Annotated in this window: 15 protein-coding genes; 9 read left to right on the top strand and 6 right to left on the bottom strand. The window is 42.7% G+C overall.

What is annotated here, in order from left to right; genetic code table 11:
* Positions 1–33: 33 nt before the first annotated feature.
* Both ACXAH9_RS03690 and ACXAH9_RS03685 read left to right on the top strand, forming a co-directional pair.
* Positions 34–615 carry a DUF2975 domain-containing protein gene (locus ACXAH9_RS03690; protein WP_474893517.1) on the top strand — a complete coding sequence of 194 codons (582 nt, stop codon included), beginning with the start codon at positions 34–36 and terminating at the stop codon, positions 613–615.
* A 3-nt stretch (positions 616–618) separates the two neighbouring features.
* Positions 619–846 carry a helix-turn-helix domain-containing protein gene (locus tag ACXAH9_RS03685; RefSeq protein WP_474893516.1) on the top strand — a complete coding sequence of 76 codons (228 nt, stop codon included), beginning with the start codon at positions 619–621 and terminating at the stop codon, positions 844–846.
* Positions 847–879: 33 nt separating this feature from the next.
* Here the strand turns inward: ACXAH9_RS03685 and ACXAH9_RS03680 are convergent, their stop codons facing one another.
* A complete protein-coding gene (locus tag ACXAH9_RS03680; RefSeq protein ID WP_474893515.1) occupies positions 880–4323 on the bottom strand; it encodes a pyruvate carboxylase in 3444 nt (1147 codons plus the stop codon).
* A 94-nt stretch (positions 4324–4417) separates the two neighbouring features.
* Between ACXAH9_RS03680 and ACXAH9_RS03675 the strand changes: the two genes are divergently transcribed.
* The 3 genes from ACXAH9_RS03675 to ACXAH9_RS03665 all read left to right on the top strand — a co-directional run bounded on the left by ACXAH9_RS03675 (position 4418) and on the right by ACXAH9_RS03665 (position 6981).
* On the top strand, positions 4418–4903 hold the full coding sequence (locus ACXAH9_RS03675; RefSeq protein WP_474893514.1) for a MarR family winged helix-turn-helix transcriptional regulator: 486 nt from the start codon (positions 4418–4420) through the stop codon (positions 4901–4903).
* Positions 4896–6338: a pyridoxal phosphate-dependent decarboxylase family protein gene (locus tag ACXAH9_RS03670; RefSeq protein WP_474893513.1), complete on the top strand. Its 1443-nt coding sequence runs from the start codon at positions 4896–4898 to the stop codon at positions 6336–6338. The genes ACXAH9_RS03675 and ACXAH9_RS03670 overlap by 8 nt, the downstream gene beginning before the upstream one ends.
* 151 nt (positions 6339–6489) lie before the next feature.
* Positions 6490–6981 (top strand): N-acetyltransferase family protein, encoded by a 492-nt coding sequence (locus ACXAH9_RS03665; RefSeq protein WP_474893512.1) that lies wholly within the window; start codon positions 6490–6492, stop codon positions 6979–6981.
* Between the two features lie 207 nt (positions 6982–7188).
* Here the strand turns inward: ACXAH9_RS03665 and ACXAH9_RS03660 are convergent, their stop codons facing one another.
* Positions 7189–7563, bottom strand: coding sequence for a DUF2784 family protein (locus ACXAH9_RS03660; RefSeq protein WP_474893511.1), 375 nt, complete (start codon positions 7561–7563; stop codon positions 7189–7191).
* Between the two features lie 205 nt (positions 7564–7768).
* Here ACXAH9_RS03660 and ACXAH9_RS03655 point away from each other — a divergent pair, with 205 nt between their 5' ends.
* On the top strand, positions 7769–8170 hold the full coding sequence (locus tag ACXAH9_RS03655) for a DUF6326 family protein (protein WP_474893510.1): 402 nt from the start codon (positions 7769–7771) through the stop codon (positions 8168–8170).
* Between the two features lie 152 nt (positions 8171–8322).
* On the opposite strand, the gene ACXAH9_RS03650 is transcribed toward ACXAH9_RS03655, so the two are convergent.
* Together ACXAH9_RS03650 and ACXAH9_RS03645 are read right to left on the bottom strand one after the other, a co-directional pair.
* Positions 8323–8895: a hypothetical protein gene (locus ACXAH9_RS03650; RefSeq protein ID WP_474893509.1), complete on the bottom strand. Its 573-nt coding sequence runs from the start codon at positions 8893–8895 to the stop codon at positions 8323–8325.
* A 236-nt stretch (positions 8896–9131) separates the two neighbouring features.
* Complete coding sequence (locus ACXAH9_RS03645; RefSeq protein WP_474893508.1) at positions 9132–9662, bottom strand: hypothetical protein; 531 nt, start codon at positions 9660–9662, stop codon at positions 9132–9134.
* Between the two features lie 58 nt (positions 9663–9720).
* Here ACXAH9_RS03645 and ACXAH9_RS03640 point away from each other — a divergent pair, with 58 nt between their 5' ends.
* Complete coding sequence (locus ACXAH9_RS03640; RefSeq protein WP_474893507.1) at positions 9721–10548, top strand: peptidylprolyl isomerase; 828 nt, start codon at positions 9721–9723, stop codon at positions 10546–10548.
* 21 nt (positions 10549–10569) lie between these two features.
* Here the strand turns inward: ACXAH9_RS03640 and hslV are convergent, their stop codons facing one another.
* Positions 10570–11109 (bottom strand): ATP-dependent protease subunit HslV, encoded by a 540-nt coding sequence (hslV, locus tag ACXAH9_RS03635; RefSeq protein ID WP_474893506.1) that lies wholly within the window; start codon positions 11107–11109, stop codon positions 10570–10572.
* Positions 11110–11216: 107 nt separating this feature from the next.
* Positions 11217–12863 carry a pyruvate dehydrogenase complex dihydrolipoamide acetyltransferase gene (locus tag ACXAH9_RS03630; RefSeq protein ID WP_474893505.1) on the bottom strand — a complete coding sequence of 549 codons (1647 nt, stop codon included), beginning with the start codon at positions 12861–12863 and terminating at the stop codon, positions 11217–11219.
* Positions 12864–12976: 113 nt separating this feature from the next.
* On the opposite strand from ACXAH9_RS03630, the gene ACXAH9_RS03625 reads away from it, so the two are divergent.
* Positions 12977–13660, top strand: a complete 684-nt coding sequence (locus ACXAH9_RS03625) for an SOS response-associated peptidase (protein WP_474893504.1) — start codon at positions 12977–12979, stop codon at positions 13658–13660.
* Positions 13657–14775: a serine hydrolase domain-containing protein gene (locus tag ACXAH9_RS03620; protein WP_474893503.1), complete on the top strand. Its 1119-nt coding sequence runs from the start codon at positions 13657–13659 to the stop codon at positions 14773–14775. The genes ACXAH9_RS03625 and ACXAH9_RS03620 overlap by 4 nt, the downstream gene beginning before the upstream one ends.
* Positions 14776–14782 lie beyond the last annotated feature (7 nt).

Here is a 14782-nt window from a genome sequence, read left to right as displayed (position 1 = left end):
AATTATTTATATAATTGCATAAATTAATTACTTATGAATAATATTATATTAAAACTTGCAACGTTTGCCGCACGGTTTATCCTTGGACTGGAGATCCTTTTAGGTGCATTGCTAGTGTTTTTCATGATCGCCTGGCCGTTAGAACTTTCATTTCTACAGGACATTCACCTCGTGCAAGACTCATCCATTTTTAAATTTGAGACTAGCCCCTCATTTGAGACTATCCCCGGGGGAGGCGTTCCGCTAAGCCCGCCATTAAGTGAATTTGGAACATTCTACTTTTACTTCACTTGCGTTAGAAGCTTGACTATGGTCGCGATTCTTTTTAAGATTATCCAATTGTCAATACGCATCATCAAGTCCATTTCGAGTTTAGAAACATTTCGATTTGAAAATGTCTTTTCATTCCGAAAAATGGGACAACTATTTCTTATATGGTTTGCAGTAGCAATTCCCTCAATAAAACCTTTAACTGATTTCGGTGGAACCATCGGTGTAACCATGACCACCACGCTAGACTTTAAGTACGCACTATTCGCCCTGGTATGTTTTGTATTAGCGGAAATCTTTAAAGAGGGCAACAAGCTTATGGAAGAAAACAAACTAACGATCTGAGCCATGCCAATCATTGTAAACCTTGATGTCGTTATGGCACAGCGGAAAATCCGATCAAAAGATCTGGCCCACCAGCTTGGAATAACTGAAGCTAATCTCTCTATCTTGAAAACAGGTAAAGCAAAAGCGATGCGTTTTACAACGCTTGAAGCACTTTGTGAGGCCCTTGATTGTCAGCCAGGAGATCTTTTGGAATATCAGCAATCACCTGTAAATAAGGGTTCGTTGTGACCCACCCCCTTGCCCCTCCAAAGGAGGGGAATTCTAATCTATCTCCACCACCAAATCATCCTGCTCTACCAGCTCTCCAGTTCCAAGGTGTATTTTCTTGACTATTCCTGAAACAGAAGAAGAAACAGTTGTTTCCATTTTCATCGCCTCAATCACAAACAACACATCATCTTTCTTCACCTTATCTCCTTCTTTTACCTTTACTTCAGCAATCTTGCCCTGCAGTGGTGACCCAATTTCATTATCATTCTCTGCTTTTCTGTTGGATACTTTTTGAACAGCCACGTTCTTATCGCGGATATCTATCTTCCTGGTTTGGCCATTCAATTTAAAGGAAACCGTTCGCATGCCTTCCTCATCCGGCTCAGTGATGTATCCCATCTCAATGATGATGTTTTTGCCTTTTCCAATCTCCACGATCACCTCCTCGCCTCGTTTCATGCCATAGAAAAAGACCGGAGTAGGGAGTTTCGTTACCTCATCGTAATCCTGAATGTGCTGGTAATACTCTTTGAACACTTTAGGATATAGCTTGTATGATAGGAAATCATCGAAATCCGTCAATGGAAACTCTTTCTGAAAGGCGGCATATTCTATTTCAAAATCAACCGGCTCCATGTTGTCATTCGCTCGTCCCTTGAGCGGTTTTTGATTTTTCAGGATCAGCTTGCTGATTTCAGCCGGGAACCCACCCGGTGGCTGACCAAGGTCTCCTTTAAAGAAGCCAATCACCGATTCTGGAAACGACAGTGATCCTCCTTTCTCAAAAATATCGTCTGCTGACAGGTCATTGGCGGTCATAAACATGGCCATATCTCCTACTACCTTGGATGAAGGCGTCACCTTCACAATATCTCCGAAGAGATCGTTGACGATCGCATAGTTCCTTTTGATGGTTTCAAACTTGTGTTCCAAACCCAATGCAATCGCCTGAGGTCTTAGATTAGAATACTGACCACCAGGAATTTCATGCTCATAAACTTCTGCCGTTCCTGCTTTTAGCCCTGATTCGAACGGATAATAGAATTCACGCACATCTTCAAAATAGGTCGAATGTTCATTCAATGACTTGAGATTCATCTCCCTTCCACGTTCATGGTATTGTAACGTGGCGACTAGTGAGTTGAAGTTAGGCTGAGAGGTCAATCCTGACATAGAAGCCAGCGATACATCAATGATATCTACACCAGCTTCGATGGCTTTCAGGTACATGGCAGCCTGCATGGATGAGGTATCATGCGTATGCAGATGAATCGGTAAATCAACCGCTTTTTTTAATTCAGATACCAGCAATTGTGCACTGTATGGCTTCAATAGTCCGGCCATGTCTTTGATTGCAAGCATGTGGGCTCCTTCATCCTCAAGCTGACGCGCCATGTCCAGGTAATACTGAAGGGTGTATTTCTTTTGATCATCATCCTGCAATTCCCCGGTGTAGCAAATGCAAGCTTCGGCCAAAGATTCCGTTCGCTCTCTTACTGCTTTGATACTCACCTTCATATTTTCAATCCAGTTGAGCGAATCGAAAATTCGAAAGATGTCCATCCCATTTTCGGCCGTACGTTCAATGAACCGTTCGATCAGGTTATCCGGATAAGCTGTGTAGCCTACCCCATTGGATCCTCGCAGCAACATCTGAAACAGGATATTTGGAGCTGCTTCTCTCATAAGCTGCAATCGCTTCCATGGGCTTTCTTTCAGGAAGCGCATCGATACATCGAAGGTAGCACCTCCCCACATTTCCATGGAGAACACTTCCGGGTTTTGCTGAGCATAACTCCGGGCCACCTTGAGCATGTCTTCCGTTCGGAACCGTGTAGCCAGCAACGACTGATGTGCATCGCGCCAGGTAGTGTCGGTGAAATGTACTTTCGGGTCGTCTTTTATCGACTGGACAAACTTCTCTCGTCCAAGCTTTTTTAGTAAGTCTCGAGAACCTTCCGGAATAGTTGCTCCTTTTTGATAATGTGGAATCTTTGGTGCTCTAAAAGTCTTACCAGGATCAAATGATTTCACATCCGGATTGCCATTTACTGATATCTCTCCGATATAATTCAGGGTTTTGGTTCCCCGATCAAAGCTTTTCTTAATCTTGAACAGATCAGGGTGGCTATCAATGAATCCAACGGTGGCCTTTCCATTGAAAAAATCCTCGGTGTAGATCACATTCTCTAGGAAACCGATGTTGGTCTTCACGCCACGTACCCTAAACTCCCTCAGTGCCCGATGCAATCTTTGTGCGGCTCCTTTAAGTGTTCGTCCTTTTGCCGTAACCTTCACCAAAAGCGAATCAAAGAATGGAGAGATTTTCACGCCATTGTACACATTGCCTGCATCCAGACGAATGCCAAATCCACCGGCAGAGCGGTATGCAATGATGGTTCCATAATCCGGCTTGAAGCCATTTTCAGGATCTTCTGTGGTCACCCGACACTGAACAGCAAACCCCCGAACCTGAATATCGTCCTGTGACTGAATGAAAATCTGTGGATGCGAGAGCTTACATCCTGCCGCGATCAATATCTGCGTTCGAACAATGTCTATACCTGTCACCTCCTCGGTAATGGTATGTTCCACCTGCACCCTTGGGTTCACTTCAATGAAATAGATGTTCTCATCCGGATCGACAAGAAACTCGACGGTACCTGCATTGTTGTAGTTTACCTGTTTTGCGATGCGCAAGGCATATTCATAAAGCTTTTCCCGCGTTTCATCTTTCAGTCCAACACTTGGAGCTACTTCTACTACCTTTTGAAATCTTCGCTGTACGGAACAGTCACGTTCATACAAGTGAACAATGTTGCCTGCACCATCCGCCAGGATTTGCACCTCGATGTGCTTTGGATTCTCAACATATTTTTCCAGGAAAATCGTGTCATCTCCAAATGCCTTTCCGGCTTCCGATTTCGCCTCATTGAATGATTTGATGAGTGTCTGCTCATCCCTGACCACACGCATTCCTCTACCCCCACCTCCGGCAGAAGCTTTCAAGATCACCGGATAGCCAATGCGCTTCGCTTCGCTTTTTGCTATCTCGTCATTTTCTAAAGTCTTCTGATTGTCCTCTATCACAGGAACTTTAGCCGCCCTAGCTACTTTCTTAGCCATCACCTTATCTCCTAATTGAGACATTACTTCAGGTTCAGGACCAATGAAGGTAATCCCCTCTTCTTTACATCGTGTGGCAAACGTTACATTCTCCGATAGAAATCCATAGCCCGGATGAATCGCATCCACTTCGTTTTGCTTTGCAACAGATATAATCTCTTCAATGTCGAGATATGGCTTCAAGGGCTCATCATCCGATCCTATCTGGTATGCTTCGTCTGCTTTGTAGCGGTGTAGAGAATAGCGATCCTCAAAAGTGTAAACCGCCACTGATCTGATATGTAATTCTGAAATGGCGCGCAAAACACGAATAGCAATCTCTCCTCGGTTTGCCACCATTATTTTCTTAAAGAACTTCTGATTTTCCATACGAGGTGGAAATTAATTAAATCAACAGACAATCCACAAATTATGTAGACCTCTACGTATATTTTAATATATTTACGTAGTTGACTACATTAACATGAAATACGATTTTGTAAATGAATTAGGGTATCTGGGTCTAGCTGTCCGTTTGAAAAGACTCAGTGAAGCCATGGTGCATAGTGGCCGACAGATGTACAAAGAACTGGGACTCGATATAGAACCCAATTGGTTTCTGATTTTCAAACTATTAAAAAAGTATGATCGGCTATCGGTGACTGAAATGGCTGCCAAACTGCATTTCTCGCATCCTTCCATTATAACCATGGCAGGTAAAATGGAGAAGGCAGGCTACCTCGATTCCACCATCGATAAGTCTGATTCCCGAAAAAAGTATTTTTTCTTATCTGCGAAAGCTGAAGAAAACCTGCCGCGATTTGAGGAAATATGGGAAGCCGGGACCGAAGGTGTGAAAAAGCTCTTTCCCAGCGATAGCAATTTCCTGAATCTACTTGAAGCCCTTGAAGTGCAATACAGCCAAAAAGATTTTAAAGAACGAACACTGAACGAATTAGGCAATGAATAACTCACTCGATTTCTCTCCGGAGCAATTTGAAAAGCTCCTTCACAAAACTTCTGATTTGGTTATCAATCAGCTGTCTGATTTAGAAAATAAGAAGGCCTATCACTACTTCCCACAAAAAGAAGTTGAAAGCTGGTTTGATGAACCCCTGCCTGAAGAAGGAATGAACCCAGAAGAAGCGGTTGACCTGTTCAAAGAATTGGTAATGGATACCGCAACCAATAACGTGGGTCCATACATGTACGCCTACGTGATGGCAGGTGGATCGCAGATGTCTTTACTTGCTGAGAAACTAACTGCTACCATTAACCAAAACGTAGGGAAATGGCACCTGGGACCGGCTGCCAGTGAAATAGAGAAACGCGTAGTACAATGGGCAGGCGAATTAACCACTTTTGGTAAAAACTGTGGGGGCGTAATGGTCAGTGGTGGTTCTGCCGCAAACCTGGCCGGACTGACAGTGGCCAGAAACATCTTCTTTGAGAAAGAAAACATCCGCGAAAAGGGGTTATTTGGTATGAAGCCATTTACCGTGTATGCTTCCAATGAAGTACATGGCTGTGTGGATAAAAGCCTGATGGAGCTGGGTATTGGTACCAATCAGCTTCGAAAAATTGAAGTCAATGATGACTTTACCATCAACCTGGAAGCTTTAAAAGCTGCCATAGAAAAAGATAAATCTGCAGGCTTTACTCCTTTTTGTGTGGTGGGAAATGCCGGGACCGTAAATACAGGAGCAATTGATGATCTGACAGCTTTGGCTTCAATCGCGAAAGAACATGATATGTGGTTTCACATTGATGGGGCCTATGGAGGATTGCCGGCCTGCTTAAAGAGCATACAGAAAGAATACAACGGCATTGAGCAGGCAGATTCCCTGGCGCTGGATTTTCATAAATGGATGTACCAGACATTTGAAGCGGGTTGTTTGCTGGTGAATGATTTTAATATCCTACAACGAACGTACTTCAAACAGGCTTCTTACTTAGATACCACTCTAGAAGAGCAAGGACGCACCAACTTCAACGAGCATTATTTTCAGTTAACAAGAAATGCGAAAGCCATCAAGGTGTGGATGAGTTTGAAAACCTACGGCATGAAAAAGCTGAAGGCGATGATCCAGAAAGACATAGACCTGGCACACTACCTCGGTGAACAGATTGAAAAGGCGGATGACTTTGAATTGAAAAGCACTTCTCATCTCGCAGTTACCAGCTTCCGATATTCCAACGGACTGACCGACGAGAAAGCCATTGATGAACTGAACAGAAAGCTGATCCCCGCTTTAGAGAAAGATGGGCGTGTGTTTATCACAGGCACTACCCTGCACAATCAATTTGTGATTCGTGCCTGTCTGATCAACCACCGGATGCACGAGGGAACCGTCGATTACCTTTTGAAGGTTATTAGAGAGGTTGCAACGAACCTAAACTCATAATCCATACATATGGGGGGTAACTGTAGAAATTGTCAACAAAAATCTCTTGCCTCGGTTCGTGACCTCACGAACAGAAAACTATTGGTTTGTGAAGACACAAACCTTGGCGCTAGATAAATGTGAGCCGTGAAGTTGCTAAAACATTAAATTAATGCAGATCAGAAAAGCCACCGAGACGGACCATGATGGCGTTTGGGAGATTTTCTCAGCAGTTGTTGAGAAAGGCGACACCTATGTCTTTCCGGATGATACTCCCCGAGCAGATTTAACCAAGTATTGGTTTACACCGGAGATGGAGACTTATGTCGCTGAAAATGAAAACGGAGAAATTGCAGGAACGTACTTTCTAAAACCCAATTATCCGGGCCGTGGCAATCACATCGCGAATGCCGGATATATGGTGAAACGGTCTCATCAGGGAAAAGGAATCGGCAAACTCTTATGCGAACACTCGATACAAATAGCTAAGGAGTTTGGTTATCACACCATGCAATTCAACATTGTTGTATCAACGAATAAGGCAGCCGTCCGACTCTGGCAAAAATTCGGCTTTGAGATCATTGCCACCATACCAAAGGGATTTCAGCACAAGGAATTAGGATTGGTGGATACGTATGTGATGTGGAGGAACTTGTCATCATAGGATTTCTATTATCAATCGAATATTAGCGTTTCGCTATATTTGAAAGGTGTGCTAACCCTCATCGGGTCGTGTCCACACACATAGAAAGCCATTTTGCTTGTAAAACCTCCTTCTGCTGGCGCAACCGTCTCGCTTGTGCTTTTGTAATTACATCCCCTTCCACTGCACACACCCCCGGAAACGTCGGACCGCCTTCAAAGGGGCAATTCAATTCTTAGAAAATCGGGAATGAAGATTCACATATCCGGCACACAAAACACTCAGGATCAATCCAACTGCCGTTCCAGCATCTACTAGTTTTCGGTTTAGGTCAAGACCCGTGATTTTCTCTAACATGTATTCAATAAATGAACTTGGAATGTTTCGTTCACCCAGTTCTCGCTTAATGTCCCAGTGCCAGTCAGTGAGTGGGCAATAACCGATCACGCCTTTATACCATCCAATTCCCAACCAGGCAATTAGGATTAGCCCAATAGCAATTATGTGTATCTTACGAGTAGGCTTAAATATCCATCCGGTTAGAACAAACAGCACAAAAGCGCTGTGAAAAATGGTCAAAAAGTAGTCTAAGAAAACGTTCACTATCTTAAAGATGCTAAGATGGTGCCAGAAATTCTTCCACTGCAAAACAGTGCGTGTCTCCCTGCCATGCCTTCGGGTTAGCCTTTGGCGGCCGGGGGAGCCTGTCGAAGGGTGTGGGTGAAGAAACGATTTCATAATGTTGTCTTGCTTCGCGCAACCATTATCTATCCACCCGCATCAATCTGACAGTAATAACAAACCTAACATGCTAGACAATCCAAAAATCAATATCAAAATCAAGCTTTCTGCCTTATGGGCCTCATTGGTATTCTGCTTTCTTTACGGAGATTACTTTGAGTTATACACTCCAGGTAAAGTAGATAGCCTGCTAACAGGGAACAATGTGCTGGACAGTCCCATGATACTACTTATTGCATCAGTCATTCTTTCCATTCCATCGTTGATGGTGGCACTGTCTGTTTTACTCAACGCCAAACTGAACAGGATACTCAATATCTCTTTCGGCATGCTATTTACGCTGATGATGCTATTGATTGGAATCAACTCGATGACTCCCTGGTATTCATTTTATGTGTTTCTAGCTTTTCTGGAAAGTCTGATAACCATTTATATCATATACCTAGCCTGGAAGTGGCCAAAGGTTTGACTTGATAGTGCATCTCTAATTACCCTTTTTTATCCACAGGAACTGAAATCCCTAAACTGCTATGTGAAGACACAAACTTGGGTGATTGGTATCACATCCACCTCCTCCCCCAATATTTTCTCACACCCTCTTTAAAGGGGGAATAAAAAAATCTAGCTCCTGCGCTCGTTTAGCTGATTCACGGCTGTTTGCAGTTCGCGTTTCAGCTTTACCTGCATTTCGCGTGCTTTGGTTTTGTGCTCCTCAAACTCTGCCTGCAAAGCTTCAAACTCACGCTTCGTGCGGGATGTTACACTATTGCTACGCATGAACATGAAGTAAGCAATAACTGCCAGCACAGCCAACGCAATGATAATCACCCACACCATGATGTGGTACCCCACTTTCGAGAAAGGAATACCAAGGAAATAAATGGTATCATTCAGTTCCAGACTTTCGTCCAGCTTTGCCTGTACATATGTTAGCTGTGCACGAGCCTGCTGAGCCAGTGCTTTCGCATCCTGGGTTTCAGTTTGTAGCTGCTGGATTTTTTGTTGCGTTTGATTTAGCGTGTCTGTCACCTCTGACCAAAAAGCATTTAGATCCGTGCGAGGAATTACCTTGTATCGTTCATAGGTCTCCGTGTTTTCCAGCATGTTATCAAATTTCTGCTGGAGGGTTTCCTGAGCAGAAGCTGAGATTGAAAAAAGCAATACAAAGCAAAGGGTGAGTGATAAATTTTTCATACGTATCTGTCCGGCTGATTAGTTGTTCATCGTAACGACAATAGGAGGGAGAAATTATTTCAAGAGCTTCTCCACTTATTTACCGCGAATCTAAAAAAGGTATCCTCCTACATCAATCTTTTAAGCCAAAAACCACTCATAATTTTCATACCTATCCATCAATTACTTTGGATAAGCATCTAACTTTATAAACCATCTGAACATGTATCTAACCATCTGAACCTTATCCTGTGCTTTTAATCCCCAATTCGCTTAATATATGTTCGTTCTGTCCGCTTCCATGTTCTTCCACCATCATCAGATCTTTCCTGAATCACTACATAATCAGATTTAGTAACCTCCGTAAATCGCAATTGATGTAGATAGTCAATTTTACGCGACCCACCTACTCTTCGTTGAATGATATCTCCGGAATCAATAATCCATTGATAATTTGCAACATGCCCATTACTGAAAATGTAGGTTTCTTCCCAAATTCCTGAACCTGTATTGACAAATCCCATGGTTGTATAAGAAAAAGTAGAGTCAGAACTTGTAAACCGTTGTAATAAGGAACACCTATTTGCACCTAAATTGACCGAGAGTGTTCCAATGAATGTTTGCTCTCCATTTTTTTCGATTTCATACTCCTCCCAAATTCCTAGAAATGGCTGAATAAGCCTGTGGGAGGCGCTATTGCAAGGCACATCATCTTTTTCTTGTGAGAAAGATTTATCGCACTGAAGCATAATCAAAGCAAAAAATATAATTACATAAAGCATTCTCATACTATCAAGATTTAGCTTAGATTGGTTTTACTGAAACATTTATCATATACTCTAAACAATGAAACCCAATATCCTGCTCATCCTATCCCTTTTCATCATTGTAAAATGTACCATACCTGAAAAACAAGAAGACCTTGCAATCCCCGTACAAGTAGAGCTATCAACTACCAAAGGAAACATAATCCTGGAACTCTCGGATAAAACCCCTTTACACCGAGATAATTTTGTTAAACTAGTGAATGATGGCATGTATGATAGCATCATTTTTCATCGCGTGTTGGAGGGATTTGTTGTGCAGGCCGGGGAGTTTGACAGCCTAAGGCAAGCCAACTTGGATTCGTCAGTAATCGAAAACCTGGACTATCAGGTTCCTGCAGAGTTTGATTCCACACTATTTCATAAAAGAGGGGCATTAGGAGCAGCTCGAGACGGTAATCCGGAAAGAGCATCATCCAGCATCCAGTTCTATATCGTTCAGAGAGGTCCAATTCCAGACAGTTTGATTACCAAAGGAGAAGAGCGCATTAATGGTTGGCTGCAACGACATTATGCAATCCACGCTCCTGAAAATAAACTATGGCTAGACTCATTGAAAATGGCCATTCAAGCGGAAGACTATGAGCAATATCGTATGATCAATGACACCCTTTCCAAAATCGCTAAAGACTTTGAAGATTTTGAACGATATACCATTCCTGAATATCAAAAAGAGATCTATCGCACACTCGGAGGAACTCCACATCTCGATCAGAACTACACCGTTTTTGGCGAGGTAGTGGCAGGAATGAATGTGGTTGACTCCATTGCAGCTGTACCAGTTAGAGAAGGCGGAAGGCCAATTGATCAGGTGATGATTTTGAAAGCCAGAATACTTGAAGATAATTAAACCTGGCTTTGTCTTAATTGATTATTCTACAACTTCAACAACCAGGTTATGGTTGGTGTAGATGCAGATATCAGCTGCGATGGTGAGACCCTCTCGTACCATTTCTTCTGCTGTAAGATTGGTAGCGTGCTTCTTTAGTGCCAATGCAGCTGAGCGTGCGTACATGCTGCCAGAGCCAATCGCAGCTACGTCTTCATCTGGCTCAAGTACATCTCCAGTACCAGAAACGACAAGCACTTCATTTTTATCCGCTACGATCATCATAGCTTCCAGTTTGCGGAGATACCTATCTGTTCGCCAGTCTTTCGCTAGCTCTACCGCAGCTCTTTTTAGATTACCTGAATAATTACTCAATTTTTCATCAAACCGATCCAACAAGGTGAATGCATCAGCGGTAGACCCGGCAAAACCAGTCACGATCTTGCCGTCTCCAAGCTTACGAATTTTCTTCACGTTGGACTTTGCAACAGTATTTCCTAATGTAGCTTGTCCATCAGCACCGATAGCAACTTTGCCATTGTGTTTGATAGCGAGGACGGTTGTTGATTTTATTTTTTCCATTACTGAGTTCTTCCTTAAATGTCATGCTGCATATAATTCAGCACCTACGCGGTAAAAAACTAAAAGACCCTGAAACAAGTTCAGGGTACTTTAAAAATATGGTAGGATTAAATTAAAATCCTAACAGGATCTTCTAATAGCTCTTTGAATGTTTTAAGGAAAGCAGAACCTACAGCACCATCCACTGCTCGGTGATCGCATGAAAGCGTAACCTTCATCACATTTCCGGCATACATTTCACCGTCTTTAACGATCACTGTTTCTTTAATTCCGCCTACGGCCATAATACAAGCTTCCGGTGGATTAATGATTGCTGTAAATTCTTCGATTCCAAACATTCCCAGATTGGAAATTGAGAACGTCCCCCCGGAAAATTCTTCAGGTTTTAATTTCTTATCCTTGGCCTTCTGGGCCAGTTCCCTAATCTCTGCTGAAATATGAGAGAGTGATTTGCTATCAGCAAATCTCACTACAGGCACAATTAGTCCTTCAGGAATAGCTACGGCAACTCCCATGTGAATGTGCTGATGCTTCACAATGTGATCCCCCTTCCAGCTTACGTTGATATCAGGGTGCTGACGAAGTGCTGCTGCTGCAGCTTTCACCACCATGTCATTGAATGATATTTTAACTGGAGACACTTCATTCATTGACTTACGCGCCTCAATCGCCTTATCCATATTGATCTCCATGGTGAGATAGAAGTGCGGTGCTGTGAACTTACTATCACTCAATCGCTTAGCAATCGTTTTACGCATTTGCGAAAGCTCCACTTTCTCGGATTTCTCCTCTCCTACTACCTGCGGGATGCTTATGGATGACTGACCTGAATCTGAGGTGGCAGGCTGTGAAGCCTGTGAAGGTGTGAAATTTTCTACATCCGCTTTCACCACTCTCCCATCAGGGCCAGAACCATTTATTTGTGATAAGTCAATACCTTTCTCGGACGCTATCTTTTTAGCCAATGGAGAAGCTTTTATTCTTCCATTGCTTGATGTTGTTGATTCTACCGGCTGTGATGACGCTGGCTGAGATGGAGCGCTATCACTTGTCGTTGGAGCAGTTGATTCGGCCTTCTCTTCTTTCTTTTCTTGCTCTGCAGAATCGTCACCGCTTTGCTCCTCAGCTTTTAGCAGAGCTTCGTAATCAGCACCTTCTTCTCCTATAATTGCTATCACACCGTCTACGGGCACTCCATTGCCTTCTTCCACCGCTGTGTAGAGTAGTGTACCATCTTCATAAGCCTCCAGTTCCATCGTCGCTTTATCGGTTTCCACTTCTGCCAGAATATCTCCGGATTCTACCTTTTCTCCTTTTTTCTTCAGCCAGGAAGCGATCACCCCCTCTTCCATCGTATCGCTCATCTTAGGCATCCGGATGATTGAGGCATTGATGTTACTGGTATCTAATTTCTCAGCTGACTTTTTCTCAGACTTTTCCTCTTTATCCGTTTCTTTACTTCCATTTTCAGACGCTCCGCTTTCAGCCTCTACTAACAAGTGCTTATAGTCCTCTCCCTTTTCTCCTATCACTGCCAAAATACCATCGACAGGAACCGCCTCTTTTTCTTTCACACCAATGTGTAAGAGTACACCGTCCTGATAAGATTCCAGTTCCATCGTCGCTTTATCAGTTTCCACTTCTGCCAGCACATCGCCGGAGCTCACCTCATCGCCCTCTTTCTTTAACCATGAAGCGATCACGCCTTCTTCCATGGTATCACTCATTTTGGGCATTCTTATTACTTCAGCCATTTAGATCGTCTTTAATTTCCAAGTCAAAATTAACCCATCAATCAAAATAAAAATTTGGATTCTGCATAAAATGATCATTGAGTTAGCGATGTTCTAGTATTAAATTGCCAAAAATGCTCGATCGATACACAATAACATTAAAACCAGACGAGCTTGCGCTTGTTTTGGGAGTGGAGGTTCCTGACCTATATGAACCTCAGTACAACGCAGCGCCTACCAAGGTATTGCCAACCATAACCAGCTCAGAATCAGACAAATTGTTATTTTTCAGCTGGGGTCTGATGGCACAGTGGTCCAACAATCGGGCAATGAGCCCTAAGTTCTTTAACCTGCCGATGGACTCGGTAATTAACAAAGCGAGCTATAGAAAAAAACTTGCGACCCATCGATGCGTCATCCCAATGGATGGATTTTATTTATGGAAGCAGGTAGCAAAAAAGCAGCAAGTACCGCATTATTTTTTCTACCCGGATAAAAAAGTCTTCTCGGTAGCAGGGCTTTGGGAGGAAGGCGAAGATGGTACGCTTTCCTTTATTATGATCACAAGGCCAGCTAATAGCCAGATATCAGACTTTCAGGAAGACATGCCTGCCATCATGGATGCATCCTCAACAAGAAGATGGTTGGAGTCAAATGATCAGGAGGAACTGCAGGAGTTATTAAATCAGGAATCGATAGAGGAATTTATTTCTCATACAGTCGGGCCTAAGATCAGGGATATTGAAGGGAATGATGTTTCATTCTTAAAACCAGCTCCTCCTGCTGATCAGCATGGAAACTATACTTTGTTTACATGATTAGGTTGAAATACATCCCATTGGTTCTTATCTTGTGTAGTTGCTACGTTGGCGAAGAAGTGGCCCCAGATCAGGAGATTTGGGAATACACACGCCCCAAAGAAGTAGGTCTATCCGAAGAAGCGCTCCTAACAATCAACTCACGGATACAGACCAACGATTTTTCTGAGATTGATGGCCTCATTATTATTAAAAATGATCAACTTATTTTCGAAAACTATTTTGACCAGGATGACTCGCAGGGATTCATTCAACGATTGCCGACGTTAAGCAAGCGGCATACGGCATTCAATTTAAGCAGTGCCAGTTTAACATTTGCGCTAGCAGCGATCGGAGTAGCTGATGATAAACGTCTAATCGATATTGAGGATCGAATTTCTGATTATCTGCCAGAATATGAAGATGTATTTTTAGCTGATTCTGAAAAGCAGAATATTACGATTGAGCATTTACTCTTACATAAAAGTGGTTTATCATGGGATGCGAACATCCAACCACTTAGTTTACAAAATGACTTAAACCAAATGAAGGAATCAGGTGATTGGGGCCGATTCATTCTAGAGCAACCAATGGAAGCTCCAGCGGGCATCAGGTTCAATCTGAATACAGCATCTGGTGTACTTCTTGCGAAAATCGTCGAGAATGCATCAGATCAGTCATTTGATGATTTCATGAAAGAAAATATTCTTGATCCACTAACAATCACCTCCTTTAATATTGAGATTGATCCTTCAGGAAACTTTAATGCTGGTGATGGTATTAGCGTTTCCCTTCTGGATTGGACCAAACTCGGATATCTTTTTTTGAAAAAAGGGCTTTGGCGTGGACGAAAAATTCTTGATCCCAATTTCATTGAGAATGCAACCTCTGTTCAAACCGAAGTGTCAGGAACGTATACTTTGGGATATGTTTGGTGGCAGTTTGGAAGCAACTTTTCAAATGTTTTTGGAGTACCAAGCAATGAAATCATCTATATCCCGGGTGAACTAGGTCAGCACATGTACTTAATACCTTCTGAAAACATGATTATTTCTATCTTCGCTGAAAATCTCTTATTTGGATTTTATAACCCATCACTTAATTTATTCGCTGAAATTACTAATTCGTTCCAGTAATCTCTCC

The organism is Ekhidna sp. ABH4_415 (assembly GCF_056161305.1).
The sequence above is the reverse complement of the archived record's forward strand: the minus strand, read 5'-3'. Positions and strand labels throughout refer to the sequence as shown.